This window comes from Oceanobacillus sp. CFH 90083 (genome assembly GCF_009389585.1).
Lineage (GTDB): Bacteria > Bacillota > Bacilli > Bacillales > Amphibacillaceae > Oceanobacillus.
On record NZ_VIYG01000011.1, the window covers coordinates 104,598 to 121,951 of the forward strand.

The 17,354-nt window shown below is 31.0% G+C and carries 15 protein-coding genes; all 15 read right to left on the reverse strand.

Annotated features, from left to right (window positions below; all coding sequences use genetic code 11):
• Window positions 1-172: 172 nt before the first annotated feature.
• The 15 genes from FLK20_RS16115 to FLK20_RS16185 all read right to left on the reverse strand — a co-directional run bounded on the left by FLK20_RS16115 (window position 173) and on the right by FLK20_RS16185 (window position 17,271).
• Complete coding sequence (locus FLK20_RS16115) at window positions 173-1,579, reverse strand: Coenzyme F420 hydrogenase/dehydrogenase, beta subunit C-terminal domain (RefSeq protein ID WP_227995084.1); 1,407 nt, start codon at window positions 1,577-1,579, stop codon at window positions 173-175.
• Between the two features lie 39 nt (window positions 1,580-1,618).
• Entirely contained in the window at window positions 1,619-3,130 is a 1,512-nt protein-coding gene (locus tag FLK20_RS16120; protein WP_227995088.1) for an oligosaccharide flippase family protein, read from the reverse strand.
• A gap of 57 nt (window positions 3,131-3,187) precedes the next feature.
• Window positions 3,188-4,327 (reverse strand): polysaccharide pyruvyl transferase family protein, encoded by a 1,140-nt coding sequence (locus FLK20_RS16125; protein WP_152657617.1) that lies wholly within the window; start codon window positions 4,325-4,327, stop codon window positions 3,188-3,190.
• A 146-nt stretch (window positions 4,328-4,473) separates the two neighbouring features.
• Window positions 4,474-5,442 (reverse strand): glycosyltransferase, encoded by a 969-nt coding sequence (locus tag FLK20_RS16130; RefSeq protein WP_152657618.1) that lies wholly within the window; start codon window positions 5,440-5,442, stop codon window positions 4,474-4,476.
• An 80-nt stretch (window positions 5,443-5,522) separates the two neighbouring features.
• Window positions 5,523-6,863 (reverse strand): O-antigen ligase family protein, encoded by a 1,341-nt coding sequence (locus tag FLK20_RS16135; protein ID WP_152657619.1) that lies wholly within the window; start codon window positions 6,861-6,863, stop codon window positions 5,523-5,525.
• 62 nt (window positions 6,864-6,925) lie between these two features.
• Window positions 6,926-8,086: a glycosyltransferase family 4 protein gene (locus FLK20_RS16140; RefSeq protein WP_152657620.1), complete on the reverse strand. Its 1,161-nt coding sequence runs from the start codon at window positions 8,084-8,086 to the stop codon at window positions 6,926-6,928.
• Window positions 8,087-8,182: 96 nt separating this feature from the next.
• Complete coding sequence (locus tag FLK20_RS16145) at window positions 8,183-9,187, reverse strand: sugar-transfer associated ATP-grasp domain-containing protein (RefSeq protein ID WP_194165646.1); 1,005 nt, start codon at window positions 9,185-9,187, stop codon at window positions 8,183-8,185.
• Window positions 9,188-9,201: 14 nt separating this feature from the next.
• Complete coding sequence (locus FLK20_RS16150; RefSeq protein WP_152657622.1) at window positions 9,202-10,518, reverse strand: phenylacetate--CoA ligase family protein; 1,317 nt, start codon at window positions 10,516-10,518, stop codon at window positions 9,202-9,204.
• A 31-nt stretch (window positions 10,519-10,549) separates the two neighbouring features.
• The gene (locus tag FLK20_RS16155; protein WP_152657623.1) at window positions 10,550-11,194 is read right to left on the reverse strand and encodes an acetyltransferase; all 645 of its coding nucleotides are present in this window, start codon (window positions 11,192-11,194) and stop codon (window positions 10,550-10,552) included.
• A 32-nt stretch (window positions 11,195-11,226) separates the two neighbouring features.
• Window positions 11,227-11,838 (reverse strand): sugar transferase, encoded by a 612-nt coding sequence (locus FLK20_RS16160; RefSeq protein ID WP_152657624.1) that lies wholly within the window; start codon window positions 11,836-11,838, stop codon window positions 11,227-11,229.
• Window positions 11,839-11,894: 56 nt separating this feature from the next.
• Window positions 11,895-12,464, reverse strand: a complete 570-nt coding sequence (locus FLK20_RS16165; RefSeq protein WP_152657625.1) for an acyltransferase — start codon at window positions 12,462-12,464, stop codon at window positions 11,895-11,897.
• 43 nt (window positions 12,465-12,507) lie between these two features.
• On the reverse strand, window positions 12,508-13,617 hold the full coding sequence (locus FLK20_RS16170; protein WP_152657626.1) for a DegT/DnrJ/EryC1/StrS family aminotransferase: 1,110 nt from the start codon (window positions 13,615-13,617) through the stop codon (window positions 12,508-12,510).
• A gap of 75 nt (window positions 13,618-13,692) precedes the next feature.
• Window positions 13,693-14,571 (reverse strand): UTP--glucose-1-phosphate uridylyltransferase GalU, encoded by an 879-nt coding sequence (gene galU / locus FLK20_RS16175; protein ID WP_152657627.1) that lies wholly within the window; start codon window positions 14,569-14,571, stop codon window positions 13,693-13,695.
• Between the two features lie 31 nt (window positions 14,572-14,602).
• Window positions 14,603-16,435 (reverse strand): polysaccharide biosynthesis protein, encoded by a 1,833-nt coding sequence (locus tag FLK20_RS16180; protein ID WP_152657628.1) that lies wholly within the window; start codon window positions 16,433-16,435, stop codon window positions 14,603-14,605.
• Window positions 16,436-16,506: 71 nt separating this feature from the next.
• On the reverse strand, window positions 16,507-17,271 hold the full coding sequence (locus FLK20_RS16185) for a tyrosine-protein phosphatase (protein ID WP_152657629.1): 765 nt from the start codon (window positions 17,269-17,271) through the stop codon (window positions 16,507-16,509).
• Window positions 17,272-17,354: the final 83 nt, after the last annotated feature.

A 17,354-nucleotide genomic window follows, 5' to 3' on the forward strand; every position in this document is an offset into this window, starting at 1 on the left:
CAATATTAGTAAACCATCAATTTATATTCGCCCCGAAATTACCTTTCAATACATGCTTGAAAATAAAGCGTTAAATAAACCTCATTTATCAAATAAAATTGAGATTTATTTAACTCATTACTAATGATCTGAAGATTAGCTTCTAATCTAAGGGCTGCCTAATAAAAATCTGTTATTTTCTAACTAACTTTTCAGCTTCTCTTTTGACTTTCCTTAAAGCTCTTCTTGCAAGGGATGGCGTATTTAGTTTTTTATAATCTTTTAATAAAGGGTCCATATAATCAATATACGCATTAAAATCGTTCTCTTTTTCTGCAATTTTATAGGCCTTAAAACTCTCTTGAGATAGCTGCATTCTCTTCACATAAATTTTCTTTCTTTTAGAAGAATGCTTATTACTTGGCTTCACTCTCTTATTCGGACGCCATTCACTATTTTGGTCTTTTACATATAAACGATAAGATAAGCCATCTCTTCTATGTCTAAATCCTCCAGCTTGTGACTGATAAACCTTTTCGGAACTTAGTTCTTCAATGTAAATAGAATCATCCATATTATTTGCAAATATTTTCTGGATAATAGGGTTTCTAATAACAATTACATTTGTTCCTTTACTATCCTTCGAATACTCAGGCAGCCATGCATCACCCACTGTTACATCCGCAGTTTCCGCTAATACATCATCGCAAAATTCACATGCGTTATACTTAAACATTCCTTGTCCCCAATTAGTTGTATACAATTCTTTTGTTGGTGAACTTCGTACTATTTCATCACCATTATTTTCACCTTTAACTTCAACGCCATAGTTATTTGCAGCTCTATCTTCTAGCTTTTTTCTAAAATCTATTTCAGTCAATTCATCTGGTTTTATTCCCATTTGCCAACCTATAGATTTTGCAAACATATCACTTTTTAAATGTCCACATACAAGACCAATAAAGAATTTAATTCTTTCATTTATTACTTCGTCTTGTTCTGCTAATAATCGTACTCCTTTAATATAACAAGGTATTCCGATTAATGCATATTTGCCGTTATTTTCTTTTACAAATTGAAGTACTTGGGACATCTCTATTGGATAGTATTTTGATTTAGCCCCTCTTGACAATTCATCAATGGTGTTCGAAATTTGATAATCAAATAATACTTCATTATCGTTTGAATTTGATTTCACATGAATTACTCCGTCAATAAGGTTTTCTTTTAAAAGCTGTGACGCAATCCAGTTTCCCATTCCTCCAGAGCTTCCTTTTGATCTATAATCGCCTTCTTTTACATAACCTGCATAACTCTTAATATAGTAGCCAGAATACTCATCATACCTAATATTTTTAATATCTCCAAAAACACTTTTGCCGATTTCTGTTTCTTTATTATTATTCTTTGCAAACGGACATACAGATAGCGGACTAATTTCCATTTCATCCTGCACTCTATTCTCATATAAATATGGTTCATATTTGCCATTCTCATTTATTTTCATTGTTAAGGGGGAATCTGTTAGGCTTGCACATAAACCACAACCAATACAATAATCATTTTCAACTACAGTCCCCAATAACTCTTTAATATCCACATTCAAGTCCTCACAACCTTTAAATTAATTTTATGAAGGCTACTTTCTCAATAATAGCTTTCTGAATCTAGCAAGTGTCGATGAAAATAAATCTTTTTCATATACATTAAAACCAAGATACCACATTAAAGACATATAGATCAGTGAATATATTAAAATGTTAAAAGGCATTAATAATAAATCATTAAAATCAAGTATGAACTTCATTCCAAAACCAACACATAGAGCTAGTAATACTGGTAATGACATTCCTAAAATATTCCTCCAAAAATGTAACATATTAATACCAATTTTATTATGATAATAAATATTCATAATAATAGTATTACCTATTGTTAAAGAAATAGCTGTCGCAACTGCTGCCCCAATGCCTCCATAACTTTGAACTAAAGGTATAGTGATAATAATGTTTAAAACAGCAATAAAAATAAGCACTACTGATCTAAATTTTTGCATATTTTTTGCATAAAGCACAGAAATACCAAAATTTTGGATTAAAGGTATCATTAAGGGAACCATTATTATTAAAGTGATGTAATAAGCATTATCATAATTACTACCTGCCCAATGATTTACAAATACACGACCAAATAATATAAAACCAGTTAGTATATATGCCATTATTATATACTGGATTCTTCCATATTTAATCATACTCTTTGTCATTTCTGTATTGCTTGAATGATTAGCAACCATTATAGAAGCTCTTGGCAGAAACAAACTACTAATAGATGTAGAAAATTTCTTATATATGTTGATAAATTGCATAGCTATTGCATAAACTGCCACAGGTACCGTCCCAGCTATCGCGCCTAAAATAAATTGATCTGTGTTCCAATATATTTGATCAACTATAACACCTAAAAAAACAAAAAATGAGTAACCTAATATTTCTTTCAATAAAGAAGTATCTATTTTTCCAAAATAAAAATTTATTTTTAAATGTTTAAAACTATATAAAACATTAAATAACAAACAAGAAATATTTACAAAAGACATAATAATAACCATAGCAATAGATCCATATCCCAAAAATAATATTGGTAAAGTAATAATAGGTATTGCCAATGCCCTTACGATTTCAATTGTTTTAACAATAACAAACCTTTCATAAGCTTGCATGATAGACCCAAATACTGCTAATGGAAATGAAAGTGCAAAGTTAATAGTTAAAATAATCACCATTATTTTAGCCTTTTTTAACTCAACAGTTGATAATCCCGCTGCAAATATAGTATCTATTATATTATAGAAAACAATTCCTGCTATTATAGTAATCAGCCCTATAATTGAATATAAGATTAAAAACATCCCATTAAGTTTAGACTCCGCTTCTTTATCTCCAATAGCTCTATTTCTAGATGTATATCTAACAATAGCATTACCTAGCCCTAAATCCAATATACTAAAATATGCAGCCACAGAGCCAATCAATGCGTATAGTCCATATTCAGATTGTCCAAGTAATCGAATCATTATTGGAGTATACAATAATGCTATTATTATAGTAATAAACATAGATAGATAGGATAAAATAGCACCTTTTTTCATCTGACTCAATTTTAACAACTTCTTTCTATTATTCCTGGCATAGAAGTTATATTATATTTATTTTTCTATACCTAAAGCTTTTTCCAAATAAACAAAAGCTTTCTTTCGTTCTGCTTCTAAAATAGGAACTGTATGTGAATAATCTATATCAAATATCTGTTCATTCGTTTTAATATTTTCAGCTAATCTAGATTCTAAATTAAATGTTTTTAGTAGAGTTTCAATTCTTGAATTCATAGAAGGCGATTTTTTTTCTTTTCTATTAAAAACAATAAATGGTGTATCTAATAAAATAGAAAAGACTGCTCCGTGAAATGAATCTGTACAAAATACACTTGCAGAATTAATATAGTCAATAAACTCACTAGGGCCAGATAAATATGGTATTTTATCGTTGGCTTGGGCAAGATTAACAATTTCTAAATCATTTTTATTAGCAAGATCTTTTAAAAAGCTCTTCCTCTCTTTAGATATTTCTCCTAAAAAATACGTTAATAGGTATCTTTTTATAGGTTTATGAGATGGTACTTTTGCTATTGATAGCCATTGTTCTTTAGAAAGCATCATTGTTGGATCTAATACAACCTCTGCATTTCTACCTGTTAATCCCTTAACAATATCTGCTCCCGCTTTCTCCCTTACAGAAATATGAGCCATTTCAGATAACCATAATTGATAATTTTTACTATATTCCTCTGGAACTTCCGAAATGCCAAAGCTTGCTGCATAAGAAATACGTTTTTCTGAGGGGGCAAAAGTCAGGAAGTCAATTGGGGATCCATCTCTAAGATTAGGATTCCATACTTGGTCACTACCTGTTACAAAATAATCATATCTATTCGATAAATCTTCAGGTATATTATTGTCTGAAATACTATAATCTGTTTCATTAATAAATGAAACTGAAAAATCTTTAAATATATCTTTTCTCTGTTGTTTCAACTTTTCTTTATACAGCTTATTTTCAACTTTTATATATAAAAGTTGAAATAATTCTCTAATATTTTTTTTTCTAAGTGCCTTTAATCTCTCAACTTTATTAGTTTGTAAATTTTTTAAATTAAGTTTTCTGGTTTCATTTATTACTGTATCGACTTCGAAGTCCATACTTTTTAATACTTCTTGTAAAGCATAGTTTTGTAATCTATTTCCATAATTAAAATATCCATTTAAGGTTAGTATAGCAATTTTTTTCATAAATATATATCCTCTCATAATCATATTATATTCAAGCAAATGACATACTCTATTATCTAATACTTTCTTCGAGAAATATTATTGTTCTCAGTTATTAGTAACTTCCTTTTTCGAATGTCATAATACTAGCTTAACTTATAAAGTTATTACATCTTATTTTTGTTCAATTTATGAATCCAGGCTAATGGATTCATGATATTTTTACGTAGTATACAGTAATAATATTGAAACACAGAGAAGCTTTCTAAACTTTTAATTTTATTCTTTCTATAAATTTTATCTATATCTTTATAATTATAAATTAACATAGTAGTAACTGAGCGAATTCTTTTCTTAATGAATTTAACTTCAAGTCTATTCCTATAACTCTTCAACATTATATTTAATTCATTTAAAATAATACACCTTGAATCAAAAGATTTCTTTCTTTTCTCCATAGATTGACTAGTCATTGTTGAATTTGGTCTATATCTTCTCTTATAGTAATAATTTGGATCATACATACCCAAATTAGAATTCAGAAATACTTCTAAAGTAAATAATACATCTTCATGTATTATCCCTGATTTAAATAGAATGCTATTGTTTATTAACGTGTCTTTTCTGACAATGTATAAAACAGGTGAAGGCCAATATGTCTTTATATTGACCTTTAAAAAGTCCTCTTTACTATATACTTTGTTAGAATCAAAAACTTCTTTATAATCATATTGCTTGTTATTTACAGTCTTATCCATATTGTCGACAAAGGCTTCGGCTGAGAATCGAATCAAATCTAAATTATGTTTTTCTATTGCATTAATTAATTTTTCAAATGTTTCCGGAATAATATAGTCATCTGAATCCAAAAAATATATGTAAGTGCCCTTCGCTTTATTAATTCCAACATTTCGAGCGACTGACTGTCCTGAATTTTCTTGAGTTATAATTTCAATTCTATCATACTTTAAGGCATAATTTTCAAGTATACTCAAGCTAGCATCAGTGCTGCCGTCGTTGATAGCGATAATTTCAAATTCTTTATATGTTTGTTTAAGCACTGAATCTATACATTCTTCTAAATATTCTTCAACGTTGTAAACTGGTATAATCACTGAAATCAATGGGTTATTCATGATATCTCCCTTTTTTATAAGATAAATTAAAGATACATTCTCTCAAATGATTAAATAAAAGTAGAGTTAATATCTCTATATTAATTATTAGGTTTTAATTTAACTAAAGCTGATAAACTAATTGAACAAGCAAAGAAATACAACAATAAAAAATTATAATCCGTTAAAAGGTTTCCTGTTATTCCATATAAAATGAAAAATGTCTGTGAAAAAAAAGAAAATTGGATTCCATATTTCCATTTTTGAAATGATTTACTCTCAACATTTAAGATCCTCAGCATTCGAAAAGTCTTGTAATATACATATAAAACTGGGAGCAAAAATAATACAAACCCTATTATCCCTAGCTCTGCAAGCAGCTGCAAGTAAATATTATGTGGATGTGAACCACGGTCACTATTTATTAATCCTATAGAATTATTTATAAACTGTTTCCAACCAATACCTGTAATTGAATTTTCATAAAATAGCTCCCAAGCACGACTATATAACACTGTTCTTCCACTAGTTACATCTTCTCCTTCCATAAATCCAATAGCTGTATTTTCAATATCATTAAAAAAGTCTATGATGGGGGATTCCTCTCTTGAATTCGTAGAGCTAAGTAATATAACTACAAGTAATATCACTGTTAGTATGCCTAATAATAATTTCATTACTTCTTTAATCAGCTTTTTATTATTTATTGAAAATAAAGTAGTTAATATTATTGCTATAATCATAAAAATCAAGTGAGCCCTTTTGGCAGTTAATAACAAGCCTATAAATAATACAAACATAGCTAAAAGTAATAAAAAATTAGCTGATAATTTATTCTTCCATTTTGAGAAAATAATAATTCCAATTCCACTAACAGTATATCCGGCTAGGTGAGCAGTTTGATCAGTAAATCCTGCATATGAATTAGCTCTAAGTAGACTTAAAATATTTGTTTGTTCTGTTTCTCCAAACAATGGTAGTACATTACTTAAATATATGTCAGTATATAGATATTGAAAAATAGCACTACACGCATAAATTATTCCCAATACTTTAATTAATTTTAGTGAAGAATCATAATAATCGATATTCACTTTTACAAGCAGCAAAAAGAATAATGCCGAGGCATAAATTAGAATATCTATTATAGTTGATATAGTAATTAAATTATTTGAAGCTATATTTAAAATGAATCCTATAAAAAACAGAAGCCACATAATATCTACTCTAGTGATTGTAATGCCTTTTTGATTAATAACTAAACAGCTGAATAGCAGAATAACAATTGATACCAACAGTAATGAAAATGCGAGTTCAAACCCTATAAAACTCTTTACAATACTAAAATAAAGAGTGAATAAAAAAATTCCTATTGTTGTTAAATTAAATGACAATCCTTTATTTATAAGCCTGCTATTTAATGAATTTTCTACATTTCCCATAGTTACTCTCCTATAATATCAAAGAACTTAAACTTATCTTTTTTGATTTATATGTACCTTACTTATTTCTCAGGACTTTCGATTTGTGAAGTGTGGTAAACCTTCATTATCTGCTCAACAACATTAGTAATAGAATATCGTTCAATTGCAGACGTATAGCCTTTCTCTATAAGAATGCTTATTTCATTCTTATTATCTACAGCATATTTTATACGATTTGCTAGACTTGTATAGTCACCCTCTTGATAGAGTAAGCCATTAACATTATCTTGAATTATTTCAATGGTACCTCCTGTATTAGCTCCTATAACTAACATTCTAGATACCATGGTTTCAATTGTAACTCTCCCAAATGCTTCTTTTTTCGAACATACTAAACCTATATCACATTTTTTCCTTAACTGCTTTAAATCATTAACATATTCAATAATTTCAATATAGTCATGTAACATATGTTCACTAATGTAGTCTTTAATTCTCTTAGCATAATGAATATCTTCCATATTTCCAGCTATAACTAAATTTACGTTTTCAATCCCCGATTTTACTAAATAGTTTATTGCTTTTATTGCATCAAGTTGTCCCTTTTGTCCTACGATTCTCCCTGCAAGTAATAAATTAATTGTCTCGCTAGAAAAATTCTTTTTATCTTCAATTATATATTTTTCAATTGGAATTCCATTATATATCAATATAATATCTCTATTTAATTTCTTTTCATACTTTTTCTTAACTGTTTCTGAAATAGCAATAATAGCATCTGATTTATTTAATAGTTTATAAATTTTCTTTTCATTACGAAGCCTCATACCAAAATCTTCTTCTAATAATTGTCTAATATGCCATACGTATGGTATGTTAAGTTTTAAAGCTATTTCAGCCCCCATACTTAAATCCAGACCATTAATATGGATAATATCCGGTTTTTCTTTTTTTAATATGGATAAAGCTTTTTTCATAGCAAACCAATTATATAAAGATTTCACTATTCCCTTAGCTTTACTAACACTATTCTTGTAATTAATGGGAACACGCATTGTAAATGCAGGTACAGTAATACATTTTATATTTTTATTATCCAAAGGAATTTTTAAATTTCTATTCGGTATAATAATAATTACTTCAATACCTTTATTAGCCATTTCATTTGCAATATTTATAAGAGATAGTGTCGCCCCATTTTGGTATGTCTTACTATAGTGTGCAAAAAAGCATACCTTCATCTATTTAATTCCTTTCTAACTCCATGTTTTATTTAATATTTAAAGTAAGTAAATTAGTTTTTATTCTTTCAATTTATTAATCTAAAATCGATAAAATTATTGATTCTTTTTCTTCAAAACAAACGGTTCATAAAGTGGCCACTTACCAATTTGATCTGGCATTTGTGATACATCAGGATCTGCTGCTGCATTTCCTTCAATAATCATAATTTTACCTTCTTTACCAATCGCAACGTCCCAACCAACATAGCCAACTGAAGGCGTTACAAGCGCAGCGTTCTTACATGTTTCAACAACTTTATTCCAGTAAGGTATATTAAAACCGATTATTTGTTTTCCTGAAACTGGGTGTACATAGTATCTTTTAAAGTTCATATCAATACCTGAAGTAATAACAATACCTTTATCAACATTTAACAAAGATGCAATTCCATTATGGTGAAAGTTATCCGCATATTTCTGACCATTTCCCACCCTTAAGTTTGCAGTCATTACCCGCACATTTCCATCATTACATTTTAAAGTCACAACTCTTAGAGTATTTACTGATGTTGGATTAAATGCTGCTAATTCTTCATGTTGAACTATAATTTCTTCAATAATAGGGTTATCACGTTTTAATTCGCTATATACATCATTAATTTTATTATTTTCTTCATTTAAATCGATTATTTTAATACCTTTTCCATGACTACCATCAACTGGTTTTTCAATAAATTTTGGGTGTTTTTTAACAAATACCTCAAATTCCTCAAAAGTTGAATTTGAAATATCCAACCAATCACGTCCAATGAAGTCTTTATACTTTGTATTAAAATCCGGTTTAGAATCAAATAAAGCTTTTCCATTCGAATTATTAAAATGACTTACAATCTTCATACGCTTACGATGAACGATAAAAGTTTTTCTATCAACATGTTTTCTTTTATAGAATTGATATTGGAAATAATCATTGATTCCCGCTCCATAAACCATCATGCTTATTCCCATATCCAATAAAATAATTAACTTTTGGATTAAATTTAATTCATAATCAGTAAAGTCATTCATCATTCTTTTTATTTTTCTAATACGTTCTTTAATATAGTTTACTTTAGACATTTTCATCCTCTATCCTATAAAGTTTTATTCATAATATATTTTCTTTTACCAGAATTAAGGGTAGGAATTGCCTTTACCTTTTTGAACATAATATTGGCATTTACTCCCAATACTTCAAGTAGTTTATCTTTAAGTAAATTTTGTTTCGTAAATTCTCCTTCAATATTTAATAATACCTGATAATCTTTTTTGCTAACTTGAATGAATTGAAATTCTTTCACCTCTTCAAATTCCCAAAATGTTACTGAGATTTTATGAGGTGAAATATATTGACCATTACTATCAAAAATCATATCAATTTGACGACCACCGAAATCCGTTATGCCTTTTTTTTCTTTCCCATTTACTTTCACCATTGTAAAAGTACCAACATCACCAGTATCATATCTAATCATTGGCATTGCATAGTTAAATAAATCTGTAACAACTATCCTACCTAACTCTCCTTGCTCAACTGGTTCATCACTACCCATCTTAAGTATTTCAAAATAATAACTTGCTTCATTCATGATAAATGTATTTGGATGGTTTGGATTATCCTGACCTAATATTCCATTTTCCATATTTGCGTATCTTGAATATGCATCACAAGCAAATGCTTTCATCATTGTATGGCGTGTATTATCGTATAATAATTCTGAAGTACTAATGATTCCGTTTATTTTTGATTTACCAATTATATCCGTTCCGTTTTTATTAAAATAATCTGCTAAAGCATCGTATGTAGATGCATACGATAACGCAGTACCCCCAGAATTTTGTGTAAGATTTTCAATTTCCTTGCAAATCATCCTAATGTTTGGATTATCTAATTTATCAATATCGATTAACCTTTCATTTTGAACAAATTGTTTCAGTTTACTCTTTTGATTTATGATATTTAATGATCTTAGATGTATTAACTTATTACCAACTTCATATCCTGCTAATCCATTAAAGAAAATTGCTTCTGCATTTACTCTTCTTTTTTTCTCTAGATTTTGATAGGATGTAAAGGGTGTACCTGTAGAACCACTAGTTGACATTTTAAACAATTCATTTGTTTGATATTTTTGGGACATAAAAGATTCTTGATTATCTCGAATAAAATTTTTATTTACTACAGGAAAATCTGCTAGTTCTAACCTATCAGCATATTCTTGGTAAAATTTAGTGTGGTTAGTCGCTTCTGCAAATAACCTTTTAATTTGTTGAGATTGAAATTTATATGAATATGGAGATGTACTATCTAGCTCATAAAATCTTTTGATATCTTCATATGCACTTCTTATTTTACTTCCTTTTGCTTTATCTAAAGTCCAAAATGAATTTTTTCTCACTAAACTTAACATCCCAAAATCTCCTTTTTAATCTAAATTTGATTCATTTCAAATCCCTTAATTTTTTTGCTGGAACACCTACGTAAAGCACCTTTTCCTCAGTATTTTTAACAATTACAGCACCCGCTCCAAGCTCTGCTCCCGTTTCTACTGTTATACCTTGTATAATAGTTGCACCCGTTCCTACTATTGCTTTATTTTTCAAATATACATTGCCTGAAATATGGCATCCAGGCATAATAGTTACATAATCCTCCAATCTGACATCATGACCAAAGGTTGTACCAATATTAATATGGCAGTGATTACCTAAACTACTATCTGGATTAATCACTACTCCCCCACAAACCACATTGCCAACGCCTAAATTAAAATATTTACTAATAGTTGCTTTGGGATGGATTAAATTTGCCCATTTAACAAGTTTCAGTTCATTTACGATTTTTTCTCGGATATTAGCATCAGCAATTGCAATAACACCATATATTACTTCTTTTTCACTAATTTCTTTTAGATATTCTGTGGTTCCAACAACAGAGTATCCTAATACATTTTCACCTAGCCTAGCTTTATTATCATCGATAATTCCAATTAATTCATATTCTTTTTTCACCTTGTTTATTTCTTCTGTAATCTCTATAACTTGTTTACAAAAACCACCACTACCAATAACAAATAGTTTTTCCATCTTTCCATTCACACCTATTCTAAATTGACGATTTATTTAGAGCTTGATCCTTTAAATTTATTACTTTGTTGTGAATTTTCAAAGTTAATTCCTTCTCTAACGAACACTTTCTTTATTGTTAATAAAAATATTTTAATATCCTGAACAAGTGTTAAGTTATCAACATACTTAACGTCTAAATTAAATTTCTCCTCCCAGTCTATAGCATTTCTCCCACTAATTTGTGCTAGTCCTGATAATCCTGGTCTAACTTTGTGCCGTCTCTTTTGATGTTCATTGTAAAGTGGAAGATATTCTACCAGTAAGGGTCTTGGTCCAATAAATGACATATCTCCTTTTAAAATATTAAATAACTCTGGCAATTCATCAAGAGATGATGAACGCAGTAATTTACCAAACTTAGTTAGTCTTAAATGATCTGCCAATAACTCACCATTTCCATTCTTTGCGTCTGTCATTGTTCTAAATTTATAAAGAGTAAACACTTTCTCATTCATTCCGGGGCGGTCTTGTGTAAAAATAATTGGACTCCCGAGTTTAGCTCTTACTAGTAGTGCTACGATCAATAAGATTGGTGATAAAAATACAATGGCAAGAAATGAAAACAAAACATCAAAAAACCTTTTGAAGAAATTTCTATACATTAACACACCTTCCTTTTTTATACATAAATTTCACTTATTTAATTTCTTGTGCACTATTATTGCTCCCTTTTTTTTTCAAATTGTGCCCACATTAAATTTACTAATTCTTCTTTTATATGCTGTTTTCTTGGCTTTATTTCAATTGGATAATCATTATTATTTAATCTTTTTCGCTGTACAAAATCTTCAAAAGTTCCAATAGGTTTTGCGGGAATTCCTGCTACAATTGTATTTGATGGCACATCTTTTGTTACAACACTTCCAGAAGCTATTATGACATTTGAACCAATTCTCACATTATACATAATCTTCGTATCCGCCCCAACAAATACATTATCCCAGATATCAATACAACCAATTTTTTCGATAAAAGTTACGTCTCTAAACTTAGTATTTAACATATTATGAACATCATCGTGAGTTACAAAAGTAACATTTGATGCAATTCTTACGTTATTTCCTATCCTTATTAATTTTGGGTATAATGGGACTTTTCTAGGCATAATCATACAATTATCCCCGATACCTCCATATACGTCTTTTTGTTTTATATACTCAGCACGCTTTATCCCGGAACGAATTAAACATAATCTTAACGTATGCCAAAGTCTTTTCTTAAAGCTCATTCCACACCCTCATTTCACAATTACATAGCATTATTTGATTCAATTAGAATAAACCCTTAATAATATTGGTAACACGCAATAATTCCTCATCTGTCATCTTTGTATCAGACGGTAAACAAACTCCATTTTCAAACAAACTTTCTGCAATACCATTACCAATAAAATCGTACTTTTCAAAATAAGGTTGTAAATGCATTGGTTTCCAAATAGGGCGCGATTCAATATTTTCCTTTTCTAACGCATCCATGATATCAATTGGGCGAACATCTCCTGTCAGAGTCATTGAGCTTAACCAAAAGTTCGGGTCATCCCACTCATTCCAAGGCATAAACTTTACACCTTTCAGTCCATCTAACTTTTGTTTATAAAACTGATAAATATAGCGTTTTTTCTCTACTCGTGTATTCAACACCTTTAACTGTCCTCTACCAATTCCAGCAACAATATTACTCATTCTATAATTGAAACCTAATTCACTGTGCTGATAATGCCTTGCTTGATCTCTAGATTGGGTTGCCCAAAAACGTGCTTTCGCAACCTTTTCTTCGTTATTCGAAACAAGCATGCCACCTCCGGATGTAGTAATAATTTTATTACCGTTAAAAGAAAAAACACCGTAGTTACCAAAAGTTCCAGTATGCTTTCCTTTATAGTAAGTACCTAGTGATTCTGCAGCATCCTCTATAACCACTACATCATGCTTATCGCAGATTTCCATAATTCTATCCATATCAGCGGACAAGCCATACAAATGAACAACAATAACAGCCTTTACTTCCGGATATTTTTGAAACGCTTCTTCTAAAGCTTTCGGATCCATATTCCATGTTTTTTCATCACTATCAATAAAAACAGGAGTAGCATGCTGATAAATAATTGGATTAGCTGTAGCTGAAAATGTTAAAGTTGAACAGAATACAATATCTCCTTCTTCCACTCCAGCGGCTTTTAAAGCAAGATGAATTGCTGCCGTTCCAGAAGATAGAGCTGCAGCTGATTTGATCCCAACTTTTTCTGCTAATTCTTTTTCAAATTCATTGACGTTGGTGCCTAATGGTGCTATCCAATTTGTATCAAATGCTTCTTGCACATATTGTTGTTCATAGCCTTCTTCACTCATATGCGGTGAAGAAAGAAAAATACGTTCAGACATGGTTAAAAACTTCCTTCCTCAAGGTGTATATTTCTTCATGTAGCTATTTCAAATTAATCACTCTAAATATTCGTTTTATTTCACTTTCACGTTTTTTACAATGTCTACCAAAAACTGATATAACTCATCTTTAATCTCATCATTTTCCAAAGCCAACTCAACTGTCGTCTTCACAAATCCTAACTTCTCGCCAACATCATAACGACGTCCTTCAAAATCATAAGCATAAACAGGCTGAATTTCATTCAACATCTGAATCGCATCTGTTAATTGAATCTCCCCGCCTGCACCAATTTGTTGCTTATCAAGAAATTGGAATATTTCCGGGTTGAATACATATCTCCCCATTATAGCTAAATTAGAAGGTGCAGTACCTTGTTTCGGCTTTTCGACAAAGTTATTCACCATATAACGGCGACCTTCAGTAGTTCTCGGGTCAACAATACCATATCGTGATGTATCTTCCTCTGGAACCTGCTGCACACCTACAATCGAGCTCTGTGTTTCCTCATACTGGTTAATTAATTGACGTAATCCTGGTGTTTCAGCTTTTACAATATCATCACCAAGCAGTACCGCAAATGGCTCATTACCGATAAACTTACGGGCACTCCAAACAGCATGACCTAACCCTTTAGGCTCTTTCTGACGAATATAGTGCAAATCAACATTGGATGCATAGTTTACTTGCTCCAAAATATCAAATTTCTCTTTTTTCATCAGATTATCTTCTAATTCAAAGTTATGATCAAAATGATCCTCAATCGCACGCTTTCCTTTTCCAGTTACAATAATAATATCCTCAATCCCTGATTCAATCGCTTCTTCAATAATATATTGAATCGTTGGTTTATCAACGATTGGCAGCATTTCCTTTGGCATTGCTTTGGTTGCTGGTAAAAATCTTGTTCCTAGGCCGGCTGCTGGAATAATCGCTTTTTTTATAGTTTTCATTTCACACGCTCCTAGATTGATAATGATGGAACTATGCTTTCATCGCTTCAAGTACTTTCCGCTCTGCAAAAACAATCTTCATCATTTCTTCTTTCAGCTCGACATTATTAAAATTGTCGTACTTCTCTAACAAATCTATAATCAATTGTCGATCTACTTCCACCGTACGACCAACGTAGATTTTTTCATAAACTTGATCAGGGAATACTTCATCTTCATTGAGAAGCTCTTCAAACATCTTCTCTCCAGGGCGTAAGCCAGAATATTTAATTGGAATTTCTGCTTCTGTATAACCAGATAACTTGATTAAATTCTTGGCTAAGTCAGATATTTTGACTGGCTCTCCCATATCCAGCACAAAAATCTCTCCACCTTTAGCAAGTGTTCCCGCTTGAATCACGAGACGGGAAGCCTCTGGAATTGTCATAAAATATCTTGTCATATCCTCATGTGTTACCGTAATCGGACCACCATTGGCAATTTGCTTCTTAAACAATGGAATAACACTGCCCCGGCTGCCGAGCACATTTCCAAACCGTACTGCAACAAATTTCGTTGTACTTTGCTGCGCCAGCCCTTGAACAATCATCTCTGCAATTCGTTTGCTTGCCCCCATAACATTGGTTGGGTTTACCGCTTTATCTGTAGATACCATCACAAATTTTGACACACCAAACGTATCCGCTGCTTCAGCAACATTTTTCGTACCGATGATATTATTTTTTACAGCTTCATGTGGATTATATTCCATCAGAGGAACATGTTTATGCGCTGCTGCATGGTAAATAATAGAAGGATGATACTCCTGAACAATATTAAAAATACGCTCTCTATCTTGAATGTCACCTATAATAGGAATAACTTCTGTATCGTATTGTTCTAAGGTTGTTTTTAATTCCATATCAATGTTATAAATACTAAACTCCCCATGCCCAACAAGTAACAGTTTTTTTGGTGAGAAACGCATCAGCTGACGACAGATTTCTGAACCAATCGACCCGCCCGCCCCTGTCACCATTACTGTTGTTCCTGTTACATATTCAGAGATGGCACCAATATCTAATTTAACTGGAGCTCTTCCTAATAAGTCCTCTACCTCAACATTTTTTAGATGGCTGACAGAAATTTTCCCTGTCATTAAGTCTTCAATTCTTGGAAGCAGCTGTACAGACGCTCCAGTTTCATTACATCGATTAATCAACTTCTTTAAAGCTCCATTATGTAATGAAGGTATTGCAATAACAATATGCTCAATCTGCATTTTTCCTACAGTTTCCGGGATATCTTTAGTCATTCCAATAACTGGCAAGCTAAGTATCTCCATCTTTTGTTTTGTTAAATCATCATCGATAAAGGCTACTGGATAAAGTTCTGCTGTCTCACTTTCATTTTGTAATTGACGAGCAATCATCACCCCGGCAGCTCCAGCACCAATAATTAAGGTTCGTTTTTGGAGCTCCGTTTTTTTACTAATATTGCTATCCCTTGTCAATCGCCATACAAAACGAGATCCTCCAATTAAAACAATATGCAGAAGCCATGTTACGATTAATGCCCGTCGATAAATTTGGTCATTGACAAGGAACTGAACAGCACCAACTGAAATAATTGTAAATGTTACAGCCTTTACGATCGCAATCAATTCCCTTATACTAGCATAAGACCAAATTTTATGATATAACTTAAAAATAAAAGCAAATATATGATGAAAGATTAAGAATGCAATCGCACTAAACCAAAGTTCATTTGTTAAGAAGTTATCCGGATAAGATGGATAGACCACCCAAAAAGCAATGAATATAGATGAAGTTACTATTAGTGAGTCCAGTAATATCAACATTGCTAACCTTTTTTTGTAAGTCATTTGGGATAACTCTCCCTTCTTTAATTTGTTTCTGTATAGAAACTTTATATATGCTAAGCAGAATTATTTCTTTAGAATAACCCTAAGAACTTTTTCTTTTTTGGCAAGCTCGGTTCCATACGATTCACATTTTTATTATTTATGAGCAGCTGGCTATTTTCTTGAAACAGATAGACAAAATCAGAACCATAGTTTTTTTTGACAGCATCAAATGCTTCATCCATCACAAACCTTCGTGATTTTACATTATGTGCATCAGATGCAATAAAATGGGTCTGGTTACATTCAATCAGCTGCTCTGCATATTTTTTTATATCCTTGCCAAACTTACCTATTAAACTTGCAGCAGTAACTTGGCTCAATGCTCCATTTTTCACAAAATCATATAGCAGATTAGGATTTTCCAGTAATTCCTGATTGCGTTCGGGATGAACAATCACAGGTGTATATCCCTTCATTTGAATATCAAAAAGTACCTGCTTTGCGTATCGTGGTACACTCGCTGAAGGGAATTCAATAAAAAGAAATTTGGTTTCATTTAAGGAAAGAATCTCATCATCTTCTATACCTTGTAAGATTTCACCATATATTCTTGTTTCCTGACCAGGCAATACTTCTAAAGGAATACCTTCGTTCCCGAATAATTCATTTAAGATAGAGACACTACGAAGAACAGATGCCTTATCATTAAAATAGGATCCATTATTATGATGCGGTGTTGCAATGATTGTCTGGATACCTTGCTCTACAGCCTGCTTAGCCATGGCAATACTATCTTCTTCCGATTTTGCTCCATCATCTACACCTGGTAAAATATGTGTGTGTATATCTATCATTATTTTTCTCTCCCAACATCGATAAATGAAACGTTTTTCCTATAAATACTCATTCTATTTAGTTGAATTATATCTTATGCACT

What these genes read in the sequence shown, in the direction of transcription:
- FLK20_RS16120 (WP_227995088.1), bottom strand. Translation starts at nt 3,130, where the DNA reads ATGAAAAAAGGTGCTATTTTATCCTATCTATCTATGTTTATTACTATA.
- FLK20_RS16125 (WP_152657617.1), bottom strand. Translation starts at nt 4,327, where the DNA reads ATGAAAAAAATTGCTATACTAACCTTAAATGGATATTTTAATTATGGA.
- FLK20_RS16130 (WP_152657618.1), bottom strand. Translation starts at nt 5,442, where the DNA reads ATGAATAACCCATTGATTTCAGTGATTATACCAGTTTACAACGTTGAA.
- FLK20_RS16135 (WP_152657619.1), bottom strand. Translation starts at nt 6,863, where the DNA reads ATGGGAAATGTAGAAAATTCATTAAATAGCAGGCTTATAAATAAAGGA.
- FLK20_RS16140 (WP_152657620.1), bottom strand. Translation starts at nt 8,086, where the DNA reads ATGAAGGTATGCTTTTTTGCACACTATAGTAAGACATACCAAAATGGG.
- FLK20_RS16145 (WP_194165646.1), bottom strand. Translation starts at nt 9,187, where the DNA reads ATGTCTAAAGTAAACTATATTAAAGAACGTATTAGAAAAATAAAAAGA.
- FLK20_RS16150 (WP_152657622.1), bottom strand. Translation starts at nt 10,518, where the DNA reads ATGTTAAGTTTAGTGAGAAAAAATTCATTTTGGACTTTAGATAAAGCA.
- FLK20_RS16155 (WP_152657623.1), bottom strand. Translation starts at nt 11,194, where the DNA reads ATGGAAAAACTATTTGTTATTGGTAGTGGTGGTTTTTGTAAACAAGTT.
- FLK20_RS16160 (WP_152657624.1), bottom strand. Translation starts at nt 11,838, where the DNA reads ATGTATAGAAATTTCTTCAAAAGGTTTTTTGATGTTTTGTTTTCATTT.
- FLK20_RS16165 (WP_152657625.1), bottom strand. Translation starts at nt 12,464, where the DNA reads ATGAGCTTTAAGAAAAGACTTTGGCATACGTTAAGATTATGTTTAATT.
- FLK20_RS16170 (WP_152657626.1), bottom strand. Translation starts at nt 13,617, where the DNA reads ATGTCTGAACGTATTTTTCTTTCTTCACCGCATATGAGTGAAGAAGGC.
- galU (WP_152657627.1), bottom strand. Translation starts at nt 14,571, where the DNA reads ATGAAAACTATAAAAAAAGCGATTATTCCAGCAGCCGGCCTAGGAACA.
- FLK20_RS16180 (WP_152657628.1), bottom strand. Translation starts at nt 16,435, where the DNA reads ATGACTTACAAAAAAAGGTTAGCAATGTTGATATTACTGGACTCACTA.
- FLK20_RS16185 (WP_152657629.1), bottom strand. Translation starts at nt 17,271, where the DNA reads ATGATAGATATACACACACATATTTTACCAGGTGTAGATGATGGAGCA.